20 protein-coding genes are annotated in these 20,419 nt (G+C 41.5%); all 20 read right to left on the bottom strand.

The features are described 5' to 3' along the window. Positions 1–9: 9 nt before the first annotated feature. Positions 10–1,590 carry a Na+/H+ antiporter gene (locus AC6H1S_RS15320; protein ID WP_497564156.1) on the bottom strand — a complete coding sequence of 527 codons (1,581 nt, stop codon included), beginning with the start codon at positions 1,588–1,590 and terminating at the stop codon, positions 10–12. 173 nt (positions 1,591–1,763) lie between these two features. Further along, on the bottom strand, positions 1,764–1,976 hold the full coding sequence (locus AC6H1S_RS15325) for a hypothetical protein (protein WP_497564157.1): 213 nt from the start codon (positions 1,974–1,976) through the stop codon (positions 1,764–1,766). A 144-nt stretch (positions 1,977–2,120) separates the two neighbouring features. Then, on the bottom strand, positions 2,121–2,489 hold the full coding sequence (locus AC6H1S_RS15330; protein ID WP_497564158.1) for a hypothetical protein: 369 nt from the start codon (positions 2,487–2,489) through the stop codon (positions 2,121–2,123). A gap of 419 nt (positions 2,490–2,908) precedes the next feature. Beyond that, the gene (locus tag AC6H1S_RS15335; protein ID WP_497564159.1) at positions 2,909–4,072 is read right to left on the bottom strand and encodes a serine hydrolase domain-containing protein; all 1,164 of its coding nucleotides are present in this window, start codon (positions 4,070–4,072) and stop codon (positions 2,909–2,911) included. A 104-nt stretch (positions 4,073–4,176) separates the two neighbouring features. Beyond that, positions 4,177–4,725: a magnetosome magnetite crystal formation protein family gene (locus tag AC6H1S_RS15340; protein WP_497564160.1), complete on the bottom strand. Its 549-nt coding sequence runs from the start codon at positions 4,723–4,725 to the stop codon at positions 4,177–4,179. Between the two features lie 95 nt (positions 4,726–4,820). Continuing rightward, on the bottom strand, positions 4,821–5,879 hold the full coding sequence (locus AC6H1S_RS15345; protein ID WP_497564161.1) for a serine hydrolase domain-containing protein: 1,059 nt from the start codon (positions 5,877–5,879) through the stop codon (positions 4,821–4,823). 152 nt (positions 5,880–6,031) lie between these two features. Beyond that, positions 6,032–7,156, bottom strand: coding sequence for a helix-turn-helix domain-containing protein (locus AC6H1S_RS15350; RefSeq protein WP_497564162.1), 1,125 nt, complete (start codon positions 7,154–7,156; stop codon positions 6,032–6,034). Between the two features lie 393 nt (positions 7,157–7,549). Further along, positions 7,550–7,861, bottom strand: a complete 312-nt coding sequence (locus AC6H1S_RS15355; protein ID WP_497564163.1) for a hypothetical protein — start codon at positions 7,859–7,861, stop codon at positions 7,550–7,552. A gap of 9 nt (positions 7,862–7,870) precedes the next feature. Next, a complete protein-coding gene (locus tag AC6H1S_RS15360) occupies positions 7,871–8,419 on the bottom strand; it encodes a hypothetical protein (RefSeq protein ID WP_497564164.1) in 549 nt (182 codons plus the stop codon). A gap of 76 nt (positions 8,420–8,495) precedes the next feature. Next, positions 8,496–8,903, bottom strand: a complete 408-nt coding sequence (locus tag AC6H1S_RS15365) for a hypothetical protein (protein ID WP_497564165.1) — start codon at positions 8,901–8,903, stop codon at positions 8,496–8,498. Positions 8,904–8,933: 30 nt separating this feature from the next. Next, entirely contained in the window at positions 8,934–10,844 is a 1,911-nt protein-coding gene (locus AC6H1S_RS15370; protein ID WP_497564166.1) for a polysaccharide biosynthesis protein, read from the bottom strand. Between the two features lie 6 nt (positions 10,845–10,850). Beyond that, positions 10,851–11,927, bottom strand: a complete 1,077-nt coding sequence (locus AC6H1S_RS15375) for a GNAT family N-acetyltransferase (protein WP_497564167.1) — start codon at positions 11,925–11,927, stop codon at positions 10,851–10,853. A gap of 131 nt (positions 11,928–12,058) precedes the next feature. Beyond that, positions 12,059–12,589: a GNAT family N-acetyltransferase gene (locus AC6H1S_RS15380; protein WP_497564168.1), complete on the bottom strand. Its 531-nt coding sequence runs from the start codon at positions 12,587–12,589 to the stop codon at positions 12,059–12,061. Then, on the bottom strand, positions 12,556–13,527 hold the full coding sequence (locus AC6H1S_RS15385) for a hypothetical protein (protein WP_497564169.1): 972 nt from the start codon (positions 13,525–13,527) through the stop codon (positions 12,556–12,558). The genes AC6H1S_RS15380 and AC6H1S_RS15385 overlap by 34 nt, the downstream gene beginning before the upstream one ends. Positions 13,528–13,531: 4 nt before the next feature. After that, complete coding sequence (locus AC6H1S_RS15390; RefSeq protein ID WP_497564170.1) at positions 13,532–14,335, bottom strand: phytanoyl-CoA dioxygenase family protein; 804 nt, start codon at positions 14,333–14,335, stop codon at positions 13,532–13,534. A gap of 45 nt (positions 14,336–14,380) precedes the next feature. Then, positions 14,381–15,535: a glycosyltransferase family 4 protein gene (locus AC6H1S_RS15395; RefSeq protein WP_497564171.1), complete on the bottom strand. Its 1,155-nt coding sequence runs from the start codon at positions 15,533–15,535 to the stop codon at positions 14,381–14,383. Positions 15,536–15,612: 77 nt separating this feature from the next. Beyond that, positions 15,613–17,010, bottom strand: a complete 1,398-nt coding sequence (locus AC6H1S_RS15400) for a pectate lyase family protein (RefSeq protein ID WP_497564172.1) — start codon at positions 17,008–17,010, stop codon at positions 15,613–15,615. A gap of 202 nt (positions 17,011–17,212) precedes the next feature. Next, on the bottom strand, positions 17,213–18,313 hold the full coding sequence (locus AC6H1S_RS15405; RefSeq protein WP_497564173.1) for an NAD-dependent epimerase: 1,101 nt from the start codon (positions 18,311–18,313) through the stop codon (positions 17,213–17,215). A 108-nt stretch (positions 18,314–18,421) separates the two neighbouring features. After that, entirely contained in the window at positions 18,422–19,504 is a 1,083-nt protein-coding gene (locus tag AC6H1S_RS15410) for a glycosyltransferase (RefSeq protein WP_497564174.1), read from the bottom strand. Positions 19,505–19,525: 21 nt separating this feature from the next. Further along, a complete protein-coding gene (locus AC6H1S_RS15415) occupies positions 19,526–20,419 on the bottom strand; it encodes a glucosamine inositolphosphorylceramide transferase family protein (protein WP_497564175.1) in 894 nt (297 codons plus the stop codon).

Raw genomic sequence — 20,419 nt, forward strand, 5'->3', positions numbered from 1 at the left:
AATATCCGCTTAAATAACCCTCAGGCGTTCTTCCTCCAAATCGATTTGGTACAGTTGGCTACGGATGATTTCTTCGCTAACGTTTACATCTTTGTTAAGTTCTACCAGATACTGGCGCTGGCATTCGAGCATTTCGAGATAGATGGTTTTTGTTTTGTCGTTCATCCAGTCGTCGTCAGCGGCTTTCAGTTTTTCTTCCCAATGTGCCAAAAGACGTTGCAGGCCTACATGGCCTTGCAGTTCATGGTCGTATTTGTTTTTGAGGAATTGATGCACATGTACTTTTAGGCCTCTTTTGAGCTTTTTAACAGCCTCTTCTTCCGGTTCTTCGCGCATACCGTCGAATATGCGGCCATACTTAATGAGATAAGGCAAGGTAAGGCCTTGTACCACCAAGGTAAGCAATATCACCACAAAAGTAATGAACAGGATAAGATCGCGATGAGGAAAAAATCCGCCATGATCTAATTTAACGGGTATAGACAAGGCCGCCGCCAGCGATACTACACCCCGCATGCCTGTCCAGCCTAACATCAGCGGCATCAGCAACTGTCGGCGCCTGGAGCTTGCCCGAGGCGCTACACTGGGCCTGAAAATAAGGGTTGCCACCATGGCCGCATACGAACTCACCATTCGGGCGCCAATCAGCACTCCGGTTACGATCACACCATAGCGGATGGCAGTAGACAATGGCATTCCCGTAGCGCGGATACCATCTACAATTTCGGGAAGCCCCAAGCCGATCAACAAAAAAACAATGCCATTGAGAATAAAAACAAAGCTTTCCCACACACTGTAGCCCCTAATGCGACTGGTACTGTTTAAAAAGAGCAGACGCCGGTTGGCCATAAACAAGCCGCCACAAACTACCGCCAATACGCCCGAACTGTGCAGTTGTTCTGCTATCCAATACATAAAATAGGGTTCGATCAGGGTAAGCGCAATATCGGAAGGCGCATCGGTTGGCAGTTTTTTATGAGCCATTACAAATATCCAGCCTAACAACAAGCCAATGCCTGCGCCACCAAGCACCATCCACAAAAAATCGAGCGACGCCTCCTGCCAAACAAACTGTCCGGTACCTACCGCTACCAGTGCAAAGCGAAAAATAATGAGCGAAGAAGCATCGTTAAGCAGGCTTTCTCCTTCCAAAATAGCCGAAGCTGATTTGGGAATTTTGACGAATTTCATAATCGCGCCAGTGCTTACCGCATCCGGTGGCGAAACAATGCCACCCAGCAAAAAGCCCAATGCAATGGTAAAGCCTGGAATAAGGTAATTGGTAACCAACGCGACCGACAAAGCTGTAAAAAACACCACCAAAAAGGCAAAGCTTCCGATAATGCGCCACCACTTTTTCATTTCCTTAAAAGAAATAGACCAGGCCGCTTCAAACAACAGGGGTGGCAAAAATATAAAGAAAATAAGGTCGGGATTGATTTTTACGTGAGGCAGGCCAGGTAATAGGCTCACGAGCAAGCCAGCTACGACCAGCAATATAGGATAGGCAATCCGCAATTTGGTGGCCCATATTTCCAACAGTACAATGCCTGCTACCATGGCCAATAAAAAAGGTAAAACTGTATGCATTAAAATTTTGGTTTATCGTTACGCTTCGGCATTTCGGGTCTCTAAAGATGAACAAAGCCCATGCTTGCCAGCCTCATAAAAATAGATAATTCCGAGCACATTTTAATGCCAGCAACCCGTTGTCAAGCGGTGGCCTGAGCTTCAAACCGCAATTCAATGAGCTTGTGAAGCGCTTAAAGCAAAGAAAGCAGTTCGGCGGTAGAAATTTCGGTTGGTTCTTCGAATTGTTTGTGGTATAGGTTATCGGGTATGGTTACATGGCCTGAAGTTGTCTGTACGTAAACGCCATGCTCGGTTTTCCTACAGGAGACGAAATCGCCCACATCGGGGTTGAGCTCCTTGATTCTGATCAATAGTTCATAAATCACATAGGTTGCTATTTGCATGCCACAAAATTAGTAAACATGAAGATAACCTTAAATTATCATTTTGTTAACAAAAATTTCACACGGCGACAAAATTTAACAAACCCGAAATCTTTTCCATCCGAGGTGGCGCCCAAAGCCTGTAGCTTAACCTTTCAGACTCGCTCAGCAACAGGCTTTCCTGATACGAAAAAAAGCCAGTATCGACAGCATGGCCATCAGCCCTAAGCCATGAAAGTCATCCAATGGGCAGGGCACATAGGATGAAAAGGTATAAAGATCTCCCCTAACCCTGGCTCTCGGCAAATCCATCACGCAACCCTGAGACACCAAGCTGATCACGGGACTGCAAGCGTAAGGAAACCCCGTGGTGTAAGGCGAATCAAAAAAGGGACGCGAGCTAACGGTTCCATTTTCGTTGGTGCTAGAAATGTTTTCGCCCCCATGATAGCAAACGCGGATATCGGCCAATACGGGCTTAGTCAGCGCAATCAGTACGAACCCCAATACAATAGATTTTAAATGCTTTATCATCCATAAGCATTTTCAAAGCCCATACCGATAGGCACCAAACTGGGCAAAAAAACAGATTTTATCGTAAAAAATGCATTTATCACCTCGAAACAAAGACTTTAGCGTCGGTTGCTATTGGCTGTAAAAAACACGAAGCCAAAGCACATGCCACTATATTTCCCCGTAATACCGCAACTTGGCATCGCAGCACCTCAACAGCCTGTAAATCTGCATTTTTCCCAGGCCAGCCATTGGCAGGCCTGGGATTGACAGCCTCTGCAACAATTCGACAGCACATCACCGTGGTAAAAGAAGGGCACGAAATTGCCAGTCGCCCGCGAGAGGTCCCATATAACCAACTACCCGGCTAGGGCTTATTTCGATTCATCATCGAAGCCACCGACATGTATAAGTCCAATCAGTGGCTTTTGGCCGGCAGTCTAGTGATCTTCCCCATAGCCCAGCCACCTAAATGGCGAATAGCTATCGCCGATGCAGGCCCTTACAATTTCCGGTCCAACACTTTCAAAATTTTCGCTATTGCTGAGCAGGATAAGCGCTATTCCTTTTTCAGGGAAAGCCACCGCATAATTCTGGTTGGCCTCGCCATGTCCGGTATGGAAAAAAGCTTTGCCATAAGGCGATTGAAACAAACCAATTCCCAAGCCCCAAGCCAGTTTAATGGCATCGTTTTCGTGGGTTAGGCTATCTTTTAAGACACCAAACCCGCGTTTGCTGGTTACCGAAATCTGGGGTGACAGCATTTGCCGAAAACTAGTTTTCCTTAGACCTGTTTGCGTCATCAGGTTTAGCACAAAATGGGCATAATCGGTAGCCGTTGTCGACATTGAGCCTGCAGCCCTGCTGCTTTGCCTTCTTTCCGAACCATATTTTTTGCCATCCTTAAAATAGGCGTACGAAAAATTGCTCTCGAACGGCTTTTCCCAGACCATGCTGGTGCGCGACATTTGCAAAGGGCCAAAAACTTCTTCGCGGGTAATTATTTCGAGTGGCTTTCCGGTATATTCCTCTATCATAAAGCCCAATAGGTTAAGACCTTCGTTCGAGTAGTAGAACCTCTCGCCCGGTCTGGCAATCAAGCTGGTTTTGTTGCCATATAATTGGCGCAACACCGGCAAGCCAGCGCTGTGGGCCAGTAACATCCTTGGCGTAATGCGGTTAAACGCAGGGGTATCTTCGGCCAGGTCTTTCCATTTTTCATATTGGCCAATCGGTTTTTTCAGGTAAAAATGTATGGGTTTGTCCAGATTAAATATCCCCCGATCAACCAAACGCAAAAAAACATAGGCGCTTACAGGCTTGGTCAGAGAAGCAGCATACATTACCGTGCTATCATCAAGTCTCTTTTGATTTTCCACGTCCTTATAGCCAAAGCTGGAGGCAAATACTATTTTGTTGTGGTTAACAATGGCCACCTGCAAACCGGCAAGTTTGGCACTATCGACCAAATGCGCCAGTCTTTTTTGCAAGGCTACCGTACTAACCGATTGGCCGTTGAGGTGTTGAATTTGCTTGGCTTCTTGGGCAACAGCAGGAAGCAGGTAAAGCATAAAGGCAAGTGCCAGAAGTTGTTGTTTCATCATGAAAAGTGTTTAGGCCAAAATTAGGGGCTTTGGCCATTCCTTTCAACGACAGCTTACCGACACCTTCACGACACTTAAGCTTGTTAATGGCATAAACGGCGTTTTTACCTTAAAAAAGCAAAAGACAAAGGATAGCGCACGGGCAGTTGGTTAATGGACCTGAAGAGATTGAGCAGGCACATCACTACGGTGTAAAAATAAATCAATAGCGTTAAGGGAAACCCTACCGGAAAGAAGAAAATGAGCAGCAAAACCGAAGGCACGAAAGCAAAAGACATCGTGAGCTGAAAATTAAGTACCTGCTTGCCCTGGCGATCATATTCGGGCTGTTCGTCCTTTTTAAGCAACCACAAAAATCCAGGCAGGATGATGTTGAGAATGGGAAAAAACAAACCGACCAAGGCCAAGCCGTGAAACAAGGGCACTAGCTTATTTGTACTGGCAGTTGCTGCCATATCAGGCCCTTTTCCCAAAAGCAATTCGGGTTCCACTTCCAAACAATCGGCCAGCAATTTAAGCGTAGCCGGATGCGCAACTACCGTACCTTTTTCAATGCGTTGGATAGTTCTGGCACTTACACCCGAAAGGGCAGCCAACTGTTCTTGGCTCATTCCTTTTCGACGTCGAAAAGCAGCTAATGGAGAGGTGGGCATGCACAAATATAACAGTTGTTGTCGTTATACAAAAGCCTCCCAGTTTGCACAGAAAGGCTTTATCTGCTAATCTTGGCCTAAATCAACCGACTAGCTTATTTCAAAACTGTTTCGGTAATCTCATCTAGCAAATTCTGCCTCATTTTGGAGTTCCTTTGGTCTAACAGGATGATAATGCCCCAATTTTTAGCCCTGTTGTAGCAGATGATCGAAGATTGGCCCATAGAATCTCCCGATTTCAGGTAAATCGTATTTTGATCATCCGTTATAATATTCGTGCCCAGGCCCATTGTCCTCTTTTCATCTTTGTAAAAGGTTCTTTCTGTAATCATAGCGGCTTTGCCTATTGTGGTTTCTTGATTTAAAACGGCCTTTAAAAAAGCAACCATATCGGCAGCACTAGATTTTACCAATCCGGCAGGTGCCGTAACATTCCACTTGAAGAACTCTTGTATACCACCGTTGGGGTTATGGCCCGTAGTTCTGTTTTTGACCTCAAATTCTTTGGTCAGCGTATTGCTTAACCGCAATGGCTTGATTATTTTGCTCCTGATAATCTCATCATAGCTTTTTCCGTATACTTTTTCCAATAGCTGTCCGAGCAAAGTATAGCCGATTGTAGAATAACGATAACGGCCATAATCCGTTAATTCACTACAATTATTGACCATAGCCACCAGCGTATCTTCGGTTATGCTGCTTACAGGCTGTTGTGGATCCAGTGCAATGAGTTTTGCAAAATCGATATCGGGCAAACCAGATTGATGAGATGCCAGGTCTGAGATTTTTATTTTGTTTTGGAGGTTCTTCTGCAGCACATAGGCCTTAGGCAAAAAGTTGTCGATATAATCGTCAGCATTCAATTTATGTTCGAGAATGGCCTGTGCAATTAAATTCGAAGTTAGGATTTTAGTAATGGAGGCAATTTCGAATATCGAGTTTTTATTGATCTCAACTTGGCTTTTTTCATTCAACTTGCTATAGGCCGTATAGAATTCTTCGTTATCCTTGATCAAACCAACGCTAATGCCAACGTCAGGATTTTTTTGATAATTATTTTTAATAATCGAATCGATCTTTTTGGAAATGTTTTGTCCAAAAGAAAAATTGCTGACTAATAAGAGTGCTGCTAAAAATTTGAATGGAGTTTTCATCGTATCGTGTTTGGGTTAAAAAATTACTTCGATACAAATATGAAGAAGAAGCCAATGCCAGTCGACCGAATAAAAATACTCGTACGCATTGGTTTGCAAACACCCGTACGAGTATTTCAAAAAGTCAGTACAAATAATTACAAGCTATTGTTTTACAGGCTTTTACGATAAACCGTAGGGGTAAGCCCCGTGTGTTTTTTAAAGGCGGTATTGAAAGAGGATTTTGAATTAAAGCCTACTTCATAGAGGATCTCCAAAATAGTTACCTTGCTTTTTGAAACATCTTTTAACTTATCCATGGCCGCTTCTATACGATAGGCATTCACAAAATCGTAGAAATGCTGTCCTAGTTTATGGTTGATCAAAACCGACAAATCACGAACGGGAATATGCACTTCGTCGGCAACATCTTGGATGGTTAAGGCTGGGTTGAGGAACGGCTTTGCGTCCAGCATATATTTCCTTAATTTCAGCAGTTCCTCGTTATATTCTTTTTCAGCCACCAATTGCCCATTATCTTTTTCTTCCGAAACGATATGCTGCACCAGCTTTAACCTTGAATCGATATTTCTAAAAAGCCCTGGGTTATTTAACGCTTTATACAGATACCAAAAAATGATGGCCAGTTCAAACAAGAAAAGCCCAATCTTTAACCATTCGGCAATGTTGGGATAATCGGTAAACTTAAAGATGTTTCTTAGCAAGGCAATAAAGTAAAAAACCGATAGCGCCACGGTAAACTGAAACAGCCATCGTAACGATTCGATACTTGCGCCAGCATAATTTTCGAAGTATATTTTTTTTGCTCTCCTCAATATCAACAAAGCAGCAAGGAGGTATGCTAGCATTTGAACATGGATCACAATATGATTGAACTGTATTTCCAGCATGTTGCTGCCCTTTTCGAGAAACTGGATTTGAGCAGCCTCATCAACCCCATAAAAACGGGGCAACAAAATCAGATTCGCGATTAAAAACGGGACAGCATGAATTAAATGCCTGGTTTTTAGCTTAAAATCGGTATAGCATACAGCTAAAACATACAGATAAAAAGTTGGAAGCTGCAAGAAAATAATAGAGCTTATAAAAACTCTTGTGCCCAGAGAAGCCCCAAACAAATAGCCCAGGTTGCCACCGATATCAATTGCCGTTAAAATGAGAAAAAATGCAAAAAGCCGATTGCTCAACCTGTGCTCTGTTTTAAGGGTGGCCAAAAACAATGATAGAAAAATGGAAATCAATACGGTTATAACGGCGATTGTATCTAATAAACTCATTTTAATCTATCAATCCTTTTTATTGTTTTGGAGAAAATCGTCTTTTAACTTTTGGATACGAGCCTACATTATGTTTTTGTTATTCTCGCCTCATGGTGGCGAATGTAGCTAATTTTTAGATGTATTACCTACCTGATTTAATAAAGCCTGTAGGTTGTTTAATCAGCCTGGCTGTAAAAGAAAAAAGCCTCTCAGTAAAAACTGAAAGGCTTTGCTCCCAAAACCGGGCTCGAACCAGCCCCCTGATTCACAGACGGAGGCTACAAGTTTTAAACACCTCTTAATAAGTCGATTACAGACCTCCCAAGAAGTTCCATTAAATATTAATTCATTTTTTATGACTGTTGTTCAGTACAAAAACGGGGCATTAAGCAAGTTTAGGTCTGCTATTGATCATTTAATTCTTGAATTCGTATTGCTCATATCCATAAAAATTGCATTTATTCCTTCCAACAATTCCTTGCTTTTACTGGCTAGCAACAATGGAAACCATTCGTCGGTATGCAATTCTACCACTTCGTCATTAATCAGGTAATGTTTACCGCTCAACACCCTTTTATCTTTGTTTTGGACGGCGGCACCCAATAACATATTTCCCAATATTTTATTGAACATCCTTATGTAGATCGGGCATTCCTCATATTTGCAATCCACAAATAAGACCCAAAGATCGTTCAGTAAATTGTATTGCATTCTGGTTTTCATAACAGCTGATTATAGTGTAAAGCCCCATGCCACCCTAAAGCCTATAAAATTATTTTGGTGGTCGCATTCATAGAACTTGCTATTGCTTTCGAACCTTAAGCCCGCATCTATATAGTTGTTTTGATGCAGGTAAAATATAATCCCAATTTGTGGCGTATAAACAAAGGCGGCGTTTTTGCCTTCTACACACGGGGCTTTGTTTAACAGAAATGAAAATCCGATTTCCGATTGGACATAAAGATTGCTCCTGTAGAAATATTTTAGCCCGGCTTTGAATGGAACCAACCGAAGGTCTTCTACCAAATGCCTATAGCTAGGCCTTACAAAAACATTATTGAAGCCGGCATTGGCCGTGCCAAACAAAACGCCGTCAATTACCGGAAAATCGGCTTGGAGCGAAAGTCCGAGGGGTGCTTCATACTTAGTAGCCAAATAGCCTACGGCCAAACCTGTTTCAATACCCACACTATACCTGATACCGGTACCACTATAAACCTGTGGCCTAGCTATGATGGTCTGAAAGAAAATAAGAATGATAAAAATAACAAGCGCTTTCATGAGCAATAATTTTATAAGAATGGTGAAATGAGAAAGTTTTCCTTAGGCTATATTGAGCAATTGCCTACATTGCCTATTATCTGTTCATTAGGCTTTTTGAGGTGTGCTTATCGGCATTTACGGAAGCATTTTCAGAGATCAGATTGAGAAGTTCATTATACTTTTCTAAAAGACCGACATATTTATTCATCCAAAAATAAACCGAGTTATGATCTGCATTCAGCCCATTTGCATTAAGCAAGGCAGGTTCTTCGGCATCGAGTAAATGCTGATGGTTCTTGATGAATTTTTCTGGCAACTCGCCAGTAAAATCGTGCCCAATGACATCGCCAACCTTTAAAATGATGTGCGGATTGAGATTTTCCTGATTAAACCAGTTGTAAATTGTTCTTCTGCTTACTTTAAGCTTACGAGACAGCTCGCTAATTCCTATCCGCTCCATTCGAACAGCCTGTTCAAGAACGTGCCCTACATTGATATTCATGTTGATGCGTTTGAGTGAAAAACTTATAGATTAATTGGCCTCGAGCAGATCTAGCTCTTCGTAACAAGAGTTATTGCTGATAAACTCTGGCAGAATTTCTTTCATTTTTTTGACCATGCGGTAATCATCTCCCTTTTGGTTAATGGCAATCAGGTCTTTAATGAGCTGATTGACATACAAGTAATTAAAGGTTACATTTTGAGAGATTTTGATTTTAGGATGATGGGTAAGCATGGTTTTTTCTTCTAAAAGCAGTAGCTCTTCAAAGATTTTTTCGCCCGGACGGAGACCAGTAAAAACAATATCGATATCTACATAAGGCTTTAATCCGGCTAATTTGATCATGTTCAGGGCCAAATCGATTATTTTAATGGGTTTGCCCATATCAAACAGAAAAATCTCTCCGCCTTTACCCATCGAGCCGGCCTCCATTACCAGGTCTACGGCCTCAGGAATGGTCATGAAATACCTGGTAATATTGGGATGCGTAACGGTGATTGGAATACGTTTGTCGATCTGGTTTTTAAACCTGGGTATAACCGAACCATTTGAGCCCAAAACATTGCCAAACCTAGTGGTAACGAAACGTGTTTGATGGCTCCCCGCAACACTTTCGGCATTGCTTAGCGACTGGATATAGATTTCGGCTAGTCGTTTAGAAGCCCCCATTACATTAGTGGGCTTTACCGCCTTATCTGTAGAAATCATTACAAATTTTTCTACTCCGAATTCCATACAAATATCAGCCAAGTTTTTGGTGCCCAGCACATTGGTCAGAATGGCTTCTGATGGGTTCTCTTCCATCATCGGCACATGTTTATAAGCCGCCGCATGGAAAACAATTTCTGGCTTGTAACATTCGAACATGGTCCTGAGGCGGTCGGAATTCTGGATATTAGCCATAAAAATCTTTATCTTATCCGATTGGTGGCTATCTTCAAGGTCTAACCTCAGGTCATGCAACGGCGTTTCGGCCTGATCGCAAAGCACCAACAGTTTAGGATCATAGTTTAGGGCCTGCCTTACAATTTCAGAACCGATAGAACCTGCAGCACCCGTAATCAGGATCCGCTTGCCCTTTAGTTCCTTCAGGATATTCTTTTTATCGAGCTTAATGGGCTCGCGTTCTAACAAATCGTCTATTTTTAAGTCTTTAAGCTGATTGCTGTCAAGCTTTCCGTACAGCCACTTGTCTGACGAAGGAACCTTGATTAGGTGCATTTCGGCATTGCAGCAAACCTCTATGATCTTGATTTTGTTTGAAGTATTGAGCGCATTTTCTGCAACCAGGATCTTCTGTACCTGATACTTGTCTTTTAGTTTTGCCAGCGAGCAAAAGGGAAAAACCCTTTTTTGTTCAATGTATTTATCGGTTTTATGAATATCATCATCAATAAAGCCAATGACGTTCAATTCAGAACTTTCGTTCGGATCCATGGCTCTTTTGATCAAAATGGCATTATGGTCCGAACCATAAATCAGCACGTTTTCTTTTTTAACCTTATCAAAATTTTTAATCGAATTATAAAGTACCCTAACAGTTATTCTTAAGAGCACCAGCAACGACGATGAAATGAAAAAATTGAGAAGCAATATCTTGCCCAGCCCGGCCAAATGCCTCGGAAACCAGGGAGAAATGACCTGGTTAACACAGGTAAAGATCAGGCTTACCGAAAAGACCGCTAAGAAAATCCTGAGCATGTCTTCTGTATTCGAGTACCTTATAATGCCTGTATTTACTTTCAAAAAGATAAATACGCCAACGGCTATCATGCCATAAAGCCAAACAAAGAGATAATTTTCTGCATTGAATGATTCCGCGTACTTATTTCCATAAGTCAGCACAATTGCCAAAAAAAGCGTACAAACAACAATAACCTGATCGATAAAAAGTATAAGCCATTTGGAATGGATCTTATCGCGTAGAATTAGTTTTTCCATGGCTATTTATTTTTTAAACTGTTGAGCTTGGATTTCATTTGGCATCATTCTGTAAAGCGGAAAAAAATCTGCCGTACTGTCTAGTCTATTGCCACTTTGTTCAACCAGCATTTCATAAACAGGCCTGTTGGCAATAAAGCGCCAGCTTTTGTGAGGCAACACGAGATCTGAAAAACCCAACTTCCAATCGAGCAGCGAATTTTCTTTAAAGCCGAGCCCGCCGCCTAAATGATAATATTCCATGCCGTTTTTTCGGCCGATCAAGCTAATTTCATCAACCAGGAACTTTGAGGGCGAATACTTTAGGTAGTTTGGGTTTGATGCAATTAAATGAGCTTGCAGGATGCCGTTTGTTAAAGTGACAATGCTGCCACAAATCAGTTTATCTTCAAAAAAAACCAGTACCAACTTGGCATTGCATTGAGCAGAACCTAAAAGCGATGTAAAATAAGCTTCGTCAAACTTATAAAAATCGCCTGCCCCAACCCTTTCCATGTTTTGGATATACAACTTTGTAAATTGGACAATATCGTCGTATTGCTCCATTTCACGTAGTTGAAATCCCATTTTACGGGCTTTTTTAATCGCTTCTAAAGTAGATTTCCTATATTTTTTACGCTGTTCTTCAAGTGGCTGCCTTAAATCAATCGCTACTGTTTTGCCATTGTCAAATACGCCCCCCAGTTTTTCGAGCACAATGGTCTGATCAAAAAAGGGGTGGAACTTGGCAAAAACTGCAACATAATTTCCGTTGTTGAGAAATTCGACAAAACATTGCTGAAATTGTAAGATAAAATGTTCTCCGATATCGCTGAACCTCAAATTTGAAATTGGTCCCGCAAAACCATAAACTGAATGCAGATCGAAATAAGGCGTACCGGAAACCGCCCTTTTTAGCAATGGAAAAGCAATAAAATTAGCCTGGTCTTCGAAAACGAAAAGCATTGCTTCGCCATTTTTGGTTAAATTCTGATAATCCCAGGTATGGTAAAAATCATATTTTAAAGCGGCCGAAACATATCTGTTCCAAGCAGTTTTTTGCGCCAAAGGAATAACAAAGGCACGAGTGGCTGTATTTTTCATGATGATCTACATTAATCTGATTTGGGATTTCATAGCTAGGCCATGCCAAAAGCCTTCGGTTCTTTTACTTTCAGATCGGCCTTAGGAACCTTTAAAATTAAATTGCTCGATTGCGTGCAAAGTTGCTTTGGTCAATTGGACGGAGCGCCGATAAACGAACTCGCTTTAACAACCATTTTGAGCATTTCATTTTCAAGCGCAACGGCTTCAAATCCGGCTCGGTGGTAGCAACGAATAGCTACGATATTTTCTGGATGGACGTGTAAAAAAACATGTTCGAGTTTGAGGTCGGAAAAAGCAATTTGGAGCAACCGTCTGGTAGCTTCGAAACCTATTCCCTTGCCCCAGTATTTTTTTTCTCCGATAAAGACATGAAACTCTGCTTCACTGTTGCCAATTTGTAGCAATTGAATATTTCCAATGTATTCTTCTGTTCCAACCATACATATCGCAAAACGTTTTTGGTCCTTTTTTTTAAGTACGGTTGCCAACCATTTTCGCTCGATTTCTGGCGTAATTTGTTCGCTAGGCACAAAGTTGGTATAAAGCCAAACTTTGGGGTCGTTCCTCCATTTATAGGAGATTGCCGCATCACCGATTTTTAAGGGCCTGAGGTAAATAAGTGCGCTCATAGCAGTGAATTTAAAATGGTTAGAATGCAACGCATATCATTTAAGGTATAACGATGGTCTATGGGAAGCGCAATTAAATTTTCGCTCAAAAAATATTCATAGCTGTTTGCATTTGCCCAATCAAAAACATTTGGCCAGTAGGTTGCCACAAAGATTTTATGGGCAATAAGCTTTTCTTTGAGCTTAGGGGATTCTAGCAACAATGGATACACCATAGGTACTTCTTCATCCACAAAATTGAGCCTAAGCATATTGATGTTGCGCAAATATTTATGGAGGTAGTTAAAGTTGTCTTTCCTGGCTTTGGCACAATGTTCGTAATCTATTGCAGCCAATAAGTTTGAGGTTAAAACAGACATCGTCTTGATTTCATTATTGCTCAACTGCTGATTGTTCTTCAAGTAATCTGCATACCCATCTTCAATGTTAAAATCTATCGACCTGATGAGGTGAGAAAACCTGAGTACCGAATGGTCTACCTTGAGATGGAGGCCTATTTCGGTAGAAGCGTAGAGGTAAGCGCCATCTGGAACTCCAAAAAACTTGCGACAGGAATAAAAGGTATCTACCTGATGGATGGGAAGGGTATAAAAAGCCTGCGCATTGTCTATAATTAAATGCTTAATCGTTTTCGACAGCCATTTTACCGTCCCGGTTTTAACGCCAAAGTAATTCGTATACAGCATACAACCATGCTCTTCGAGTTCAAAATCGATAATGGGATTAAGGTCTTCGTCTATTTTATAGAATTTATATTCAATGCCGAGCTTTTGCAGAGGTTCGAGCAATACCTCGCAGGTAAAATATGGCAGGTAAATAAGCGTATACCTTCTTATCCTCAAAATATATTCCAAGGCATTTCTTCCGGTATTTAATGGAATAAGGTCCTGGTAATATGCCTGTCTATGCTCAAGTTGAAGCTCCATATAGCCTCCAATGGGCCTTACTGGAAATTTTCGGTCTATCATAACACTAGCCTTGATCTGCTTTGTACATCCTTTTTTGCTTTGGCAGGTAGTATTCTTCCAAACTTGCCGGAACCCGGGCATTATAACCGATAACCTGCCTTAAATTATCGGTTAAGGTTTCACCAAAATCGTAGCCCAAAAACCTTGGATAATCAAACTGTTGCTTAATATAGGGCCTAGTAAAGCCCAAGGTAAGTGCCCTGCGCTGTTTCGAAGTAAAATTGGTGCCAGCGCTATGCCAAATGTTAGAATTGAAGAGAATGATGCTCCCTTTCTTGGCTACAGCTTGTTTAGCATAAATCTTGAAATACTTTTCGTCTGGTTTCTGATCTACTTTATGGGAGCCTGAAAGAAAATGGGTAGCTCCGTTAAATATGGTAAAATCGTCTAAAGGAATGATCATTTGGATCATGAAATTCAAGTCGGTCGAAAAAGTACGGATATCTCGGTGAACCTGATTGATGTAAGAATTGCTTTTTTTGGCATTGATTACGCCATTTATACCATTTAAAATGTAATTGCCACCCAAAAAATCCCTTAATTCTCTATTACAGTACATGTTTTCGAGAAAGGCTAAAGAAAAATTTTCACGTTCCAGCAAATGATGCAAAGTACCATCCATATTTTCTTCAATTCCATTTAAAACCTGGATTTTCCTTCTCACTTTATAAGCTTCCTCAAATTCTGAGGTAATTTGGGAAATGAGTTTTTGGGGGATGGCTTTTTCATAAATGACCCATCCGTAATTATCCATGGTTTCTCTAAAATCCACCAAAGTAGCCTTATTGTAGATAAATGTATTTCTCACAGCTCATCATTTAAATGTTAACAAATTGGGTTGAATGCTTGAGAGTTAAGCCTCAAGCTGCATGATCCTGAACAAATCGTTATTGATCAGGTTTACATCAAATTTTTCTTTGGCAAAAGCGAGCCCTTTATACCCGTAGTTGATGATTTTATTTTTGTTCAAGATGAAATATTCCATTTTTGAAGCCAAGGCTACCGAATCTTTTATCGGAACCAGAAAGCCATTCTCTTTACCTGCCTGTTGGTTTACCGTTTCTCTGCAGCCTACAGAATCACAGGTAATAACGGCTCTGCCCATGGCCATGCTCTCTAAGATAGACCGTGGCACCCCTTCGCCATAATAGGAAGGCAACACTACAACGGAAGCTTCTTTTATGGCTGGACGGACATCGTCTAACTGTCCCAAATATTGAATGGGGTTGCCCGACAGCAATTGTTGGTAGAGCCCTTTCTTCAGCCCATCTATGTTTTTGTCATGAGCTCCGATCAGCTTAAACCTTATCAAAGGATATTTCAAATGCATGGCTTTTGCGGCTTCGTAATATTCGTTTAGGCCTTTGGCATTGATGAGCCTCGAAATCATTAAAAAAGTGATTTTCCTCAGGCTTGGTTTGGTATAGGTATAATGGTTAAGGTCTACCCCCGATCCGTTAACCACATGGATATGGTGTTTTGGACCAAGAATGCCCAATGTAATTAGTTTTTGTGCATCGTCTTTATTTTGAAAGACAATGTTGAGCTGCGATCGGGGCTTAAGACTAAGCTTTAGGAGCAATTTGGTAAGGCCAATCACTATTTTGTTGCCGTCGTTGCCATCGGTAAAATTGTAGCCCAAACCCGTTAGCATGGGCACAATTAGCTTTACTTTGCATATTTTGGCCAAAACGGTCCCATAAATAACCGGTTTGAGCGTGTAAGGAAAAAAAACATCGGGTTTGATGGCCTTAAGCAATTTGAACAGGGACACCATAAAAACCAGGTCCGACAGGATGGCTACATTGCTGCCGTTTAAACTACTCTCGTAAATCTCTACGCCCATTTGATGCAAACGATCGCTAATGGATTTTTGGGTAATTTTAGGCGTAAAGACGTATACCTGATGATTTATTTGCATTTTTTCCATCAGTTTGCCCCTAAAATCGAGCAATGATTTTGATGAGTCGCAAACAATGAGAATCTTTTTCCTGATCGCAGTTGCCATGTCAAATTAGTTTTAGGTTAAACTACAAAGCCATCTATCCAGATGGCTTTGTTTAAAAATTAGGTAACAAGAAGTGCTTATTTTGGTCCAGCCCCGTTCGATACGATGCTTGGCACACTGGCCGCATCATTCAAAAACGCCTTATAATCGTACTCAGGTACCCAAGTAGATAGGGCAGTTGTAATGTTGTTTGGTCCGCACTTATCGTAAATATTGGTATTTATGCCACTAAAATAACCTTCAGGATCGCTCGCTACTTTTGTGGTGAGCGGCTTGGTACAATTGGCAAAGTATTCGTTATCTGTACGCACAATGCCACCTGCCCTGGTGCCAATAGAATAACCAGAGTTATTCAAGTGGTAGTTATTGAACATGTGCACCCGACCATAATTCATAGAAGGTTCGCGTTCGGTTACATTGTACCAGAAGTTATGGTGCAGGGTAACGTGCAGTTTGCCTGCATCGGCCTCATGACCAACTATGCCACCACTAATCAGTACAGACAAATTGGTGTCATGAAACTTGTTCCAAGAAACCGTTACATAATCTGATTCCCTGGTAATGGTAATGTCTTTGCCCCAGTACTCCCAACCGTGGGTCCTGTCTGTAGAAAAATCACAATGGTCTATCCAAATGTGATGCGCCGATTCCTTGATCTGAATGGCGGCATAGGTTACATAGTTTTTGAAAGTGAGGTTTTGAAAAATGATGTTGCTTACCCCAAATACAAAAAATTCCAATCCTTCTAAAACCGCACCAGACTTGCCGATAATCGATTTGTTAGACTTTACATAAATCGGGTCCTCGCCAGCGCCTTTAATGGTTCCGCTAATGTAGATCGTTCTGGCTACATTATCGCTTAAGGCTGTTTTCAATGCCGCAAGCGTAGTAACCGTAACCTCGGCCCCTCCTTTTCCACCTGTGGTTGAACCATTGACCATGGCATACCCCATAATTCCCTCTGTTACATTCGGATTGGTTGAGGTAGGCGGAGATGTGGGCGCAGTTGGATCGGTAGTGGCTGTGCCCATTACATAGGTGTAGGTTCTGCCGTTGGTTCTCGGATCGGTATTATCTGATGCCGAGAACAGCAGCGTTGTTCCCCAGTGGCTGAACCTGCCTTTTCCCAAATTCCTGATGTCGTCGTGTACAGCATGTGCGGGTCCCAATTCTACACCGTTTTCGTACAGTTTTAAAATAGATTTTGTTGGCGTTGCCGAGTCGTCGCCATTGGCAATACTCTGCGAGATTTTGTAGGCATATCCTCCATCCGATCTGAAACCTTTTGTGCTTAAAGTTCCACTGCTGCCATTGCTTGAGGCAAGCGCTTCGGTAACATTCAGGTTAATGGCCGAATCGGCTGGCAAGGCTGCCGTACCCGTGTCGTTTTTCTTGCAACTACTGAAGCTAATAATTGCTGAAAGTAATAAAGTTGATAAACTCAATTTTGTAATTGATCTTGTGTTTCTCTGCATAAGTTTTGCTTTTTAATTTTACACCTTAAACGCAAACGTAAAAGAATGTATATTGAAAACCATGCAGAGAATGAAGCGGTTAGCCCATTTGTTTGAAAAAAAAATATTTGAGTACAGCTTGCCTTCCAATTATTTGTGCTTTTTGGATTCGCTGTTTTTTGAAAAAATTTATAAAGTTTTGATTACCAGATAATTTACATTTTCATGACAAAACGGTGGTGACATGTATACTTTTTGGTGCCGGATGTACAAATGGTGTATAATAGTTGTTAAACCATTTTACAAAGTTGTATACGCCGGTATCTACCGAAACCTTGGGCTGGTAATTCAATTTGTTTTGGAGGTCGTTTATGTTAGCCGAAGTAGAGGCCACGTCGCCGTCTTGCATAGGTACTAACACCTTGGTGGCCTTCACGCCAGTATGCAATTCTATTTCATTTATAAAATCGAGCAGACATACTGGTTCTCCCCTTCCTATATTGAAAATGGCATAGGGGGCGCTAGAGGTTGCGGGATCTGGATTTTTGGCATCCCAATCGGGGTTTGCCTTTGCCGGACAATCAACCACCCTTACAATTCCTTCTACAATATCGTCTATGTAGGTAAAATCGCGCATCATCTTTCCGTTGTTGAAAACTGCTATCGGCTTGCCTTCCAATATGCCTTTGGCAAATAAGTACAAAGCCATATCTGGTCTTCCCCAGGGTCCGTAAACGGTAAAAAACCTCAGCCCAGTGGTAGGCAAATCAAATAGCGAACTGTAAGCATGGGCCATGAGTTCGTTGCTTTTTTTGGAAGCGGCATACAAAGAAACCGGATGGTTTACACTATCGTGCGCATCAAAGGGCATGTTCTGGTTGAGGCCATATACGCTTGACGAACTTGCATAAATCAAATGCTTGATTTCGAAATTCCTGCAACACTCCAACACATTTAAAAAGCCTTTAATATTGGTATCGATGTACACTTCTGGATTGGTTAAGCTATACCTAACCCCAGCCTGTGCAGCCAGGTTGCATACGGCATCGAACTTATAGGTGCTGAAACACGCATTTAAGCTCTTTTGGTCGCAAATGTCTAATTTGATAAAGGTATAATTTGGATAGACGGTACTTGTTGCCGACTGGCCATATCGTATAGTTTTGGCCGCGATTCCCGTCTCTTTTAGCCTGTCGTACTTTAGGCCAACATCATAGTAATCATTTATATTATCGATGCCCACTACGGTATCTCCTCTTTCCAACAAACGTTTGGCCAAATGGAAGCCAATAAAACCGGCTGTACCGGTAATTAAAATTTTCATATGAATAGGTTTTAAGAGTTATCTTGAATACCCAGTATTTAGCTTGTAGCATCAATAAAAAAGCTTGGGAGCTGTGCGTATTGCTGCTTATTTTTGGGTAATTGCTGCTCAATTTTGTGCGGCAAGCTTGTTAAGAATGGCGTGGGTAAAAACCTGTGGACTTCTTTGCTTCAAATACGCAGTGCAAGGATTATAATTAGGCATTACCGATTTATTTAACATATTCTGCATGGCCGTGGCCAATGCCGCTACATTGTTTACTTCAACTTTTTCGATGTAGGGAATGGCGTTAATGCCACCTGCACAGAGCGTAGAAACAATGGATTGGTTCAAAGCCATCATTTCTAATAAAACATTAGGGAAGCCTTCTTTTATAGAAGAAACCACGCAAAGCCTCGCCTGTTTAAAATAAGGGGCCGGGAATGCCACATGTCCTTTAAATACAATGTGTTCGGCTAGTTTATAGCTCATGGCCAATTGCTGCAGTGCCGATTTTTGCTTTCCTTCGCCCAAAATAAAAAGCCGAAGACCAGGATTTTGGCTATGGATCATTTCAAAAGCCTTGATCAATACATCAAAGCCTTTTTCGGCAATCAGCCTACCTGCGGCGCAAATAAAGCTGGTCTGTTTTTCTTCTTTGGTCAAGGGCCGTATGGCTTGCAGGCGCAGTTCTTTGATATCGACTGGGTTGGCCTGTACCCAAATTTTATTTTCGGCAATGAATTGATTGTGCTGCAGTAAATCGGCTTTCATCAATTCGGTTTGGCAAACCACCAGGTCTACTGCCGGATATCCGAGCCGATAAATGAGCTGATAAACAAGCTTTTTCAATCCTGTATATCTGGTAAAAACGGAAGTACATTCGCGCGCAATAAGTTTCGATTTGATGAATCCTAGTTTCTTGAAAAATCCCAAAAAAGCATTGAGATAAGGATGCGAACTCATTATAATCTCCCCTCTTTTAAATTGCCTCATCAACGGTATCAGCTTTAATAATCCAAAGACGATAGTTGATTGAGAAAGGAACCTTTTAGAGAGCTGTGCAGGAACAGCCAGTGCAGGCCCTGTATTTTTTTTCACAAAAATCAAATCTGCTTTAATGGACACTGCTACTTTTAACAGCACATTTTCTGCTCCATTCGGCACATCAGTTAAAGAAATGACCCATATGCGGTTGTTATTGGTTTTCATTTTTGTAAATGGATTAATTAGCTAGGCTTGCAAGGTTATTCTGATGATTTTAACTAATTTTTTAAGCGGCATTAAGAGATCGAACACTTTACGCTTGCCATCTACAACTATTTTGTTGTGGGCAAAACTGATATGATGGATACCGCGAGGATAGTTCTTATCTGGAAAGATCTCGAAAACGGATTCTGCTTTGTATTCGCTCTCGGTAAGCACCGTGATTTTATTGATCTGGATAGAACCTCCATAGCAATTAACCGGGTTTTGGGTGGGCCTGTAAATAGACCCTTGCCATACAAATATGCTTCCAGCACTTCTGCATGCTTGTTTTTCTACGGCGATGGGATTAAGCGGATGCGCCTTGTAATGGCCGTCTAAAGTTGTTGAAGAAAAAATATAAAGCTGTTTACTATTGCCCGATATGCTGGTAAAAAGCCAATATTTAGCGGCATAAAAAACTATCGAGCTGTCTACAAACGGCATTCCGGAGAGCAGTACCTTACGCTGTATCAATTGCGCAGGGTTTAGTGCATCTACCTGGTAAAGCACAACTTCCTTGGCTTTCGATGTTTCTGGAATACAATATAAATACTGTTCTTTTACAATGAGGTATGGGTAAGATAGGTGGATTGAAGAAGGCCTAATGCCGCCTACTTTGTTCTTGGTTTTAAAATCAAGGTTCTCCATCACCATGATTTCACCCCTTCCATGCCAAAAATTAAGTTCTTCGTAATAGATTTTAATCTGGTCGCCAACATTAACGATAAAGGGATCCGCTGCATAATCTGCCCTATCTTCTTTTAGCCATTCAATAGCATTCAGTTCCTTTTTTTCGATCAGATTACCGACTGATTGATCAACCACCCCGATATTCCACTTGTCGGCCAAGAACAGCTTGTTTAACAAAAACTTTAGCAT

This window comes from Pedobacter sp. TM02 (assembly GCF_059705275.1).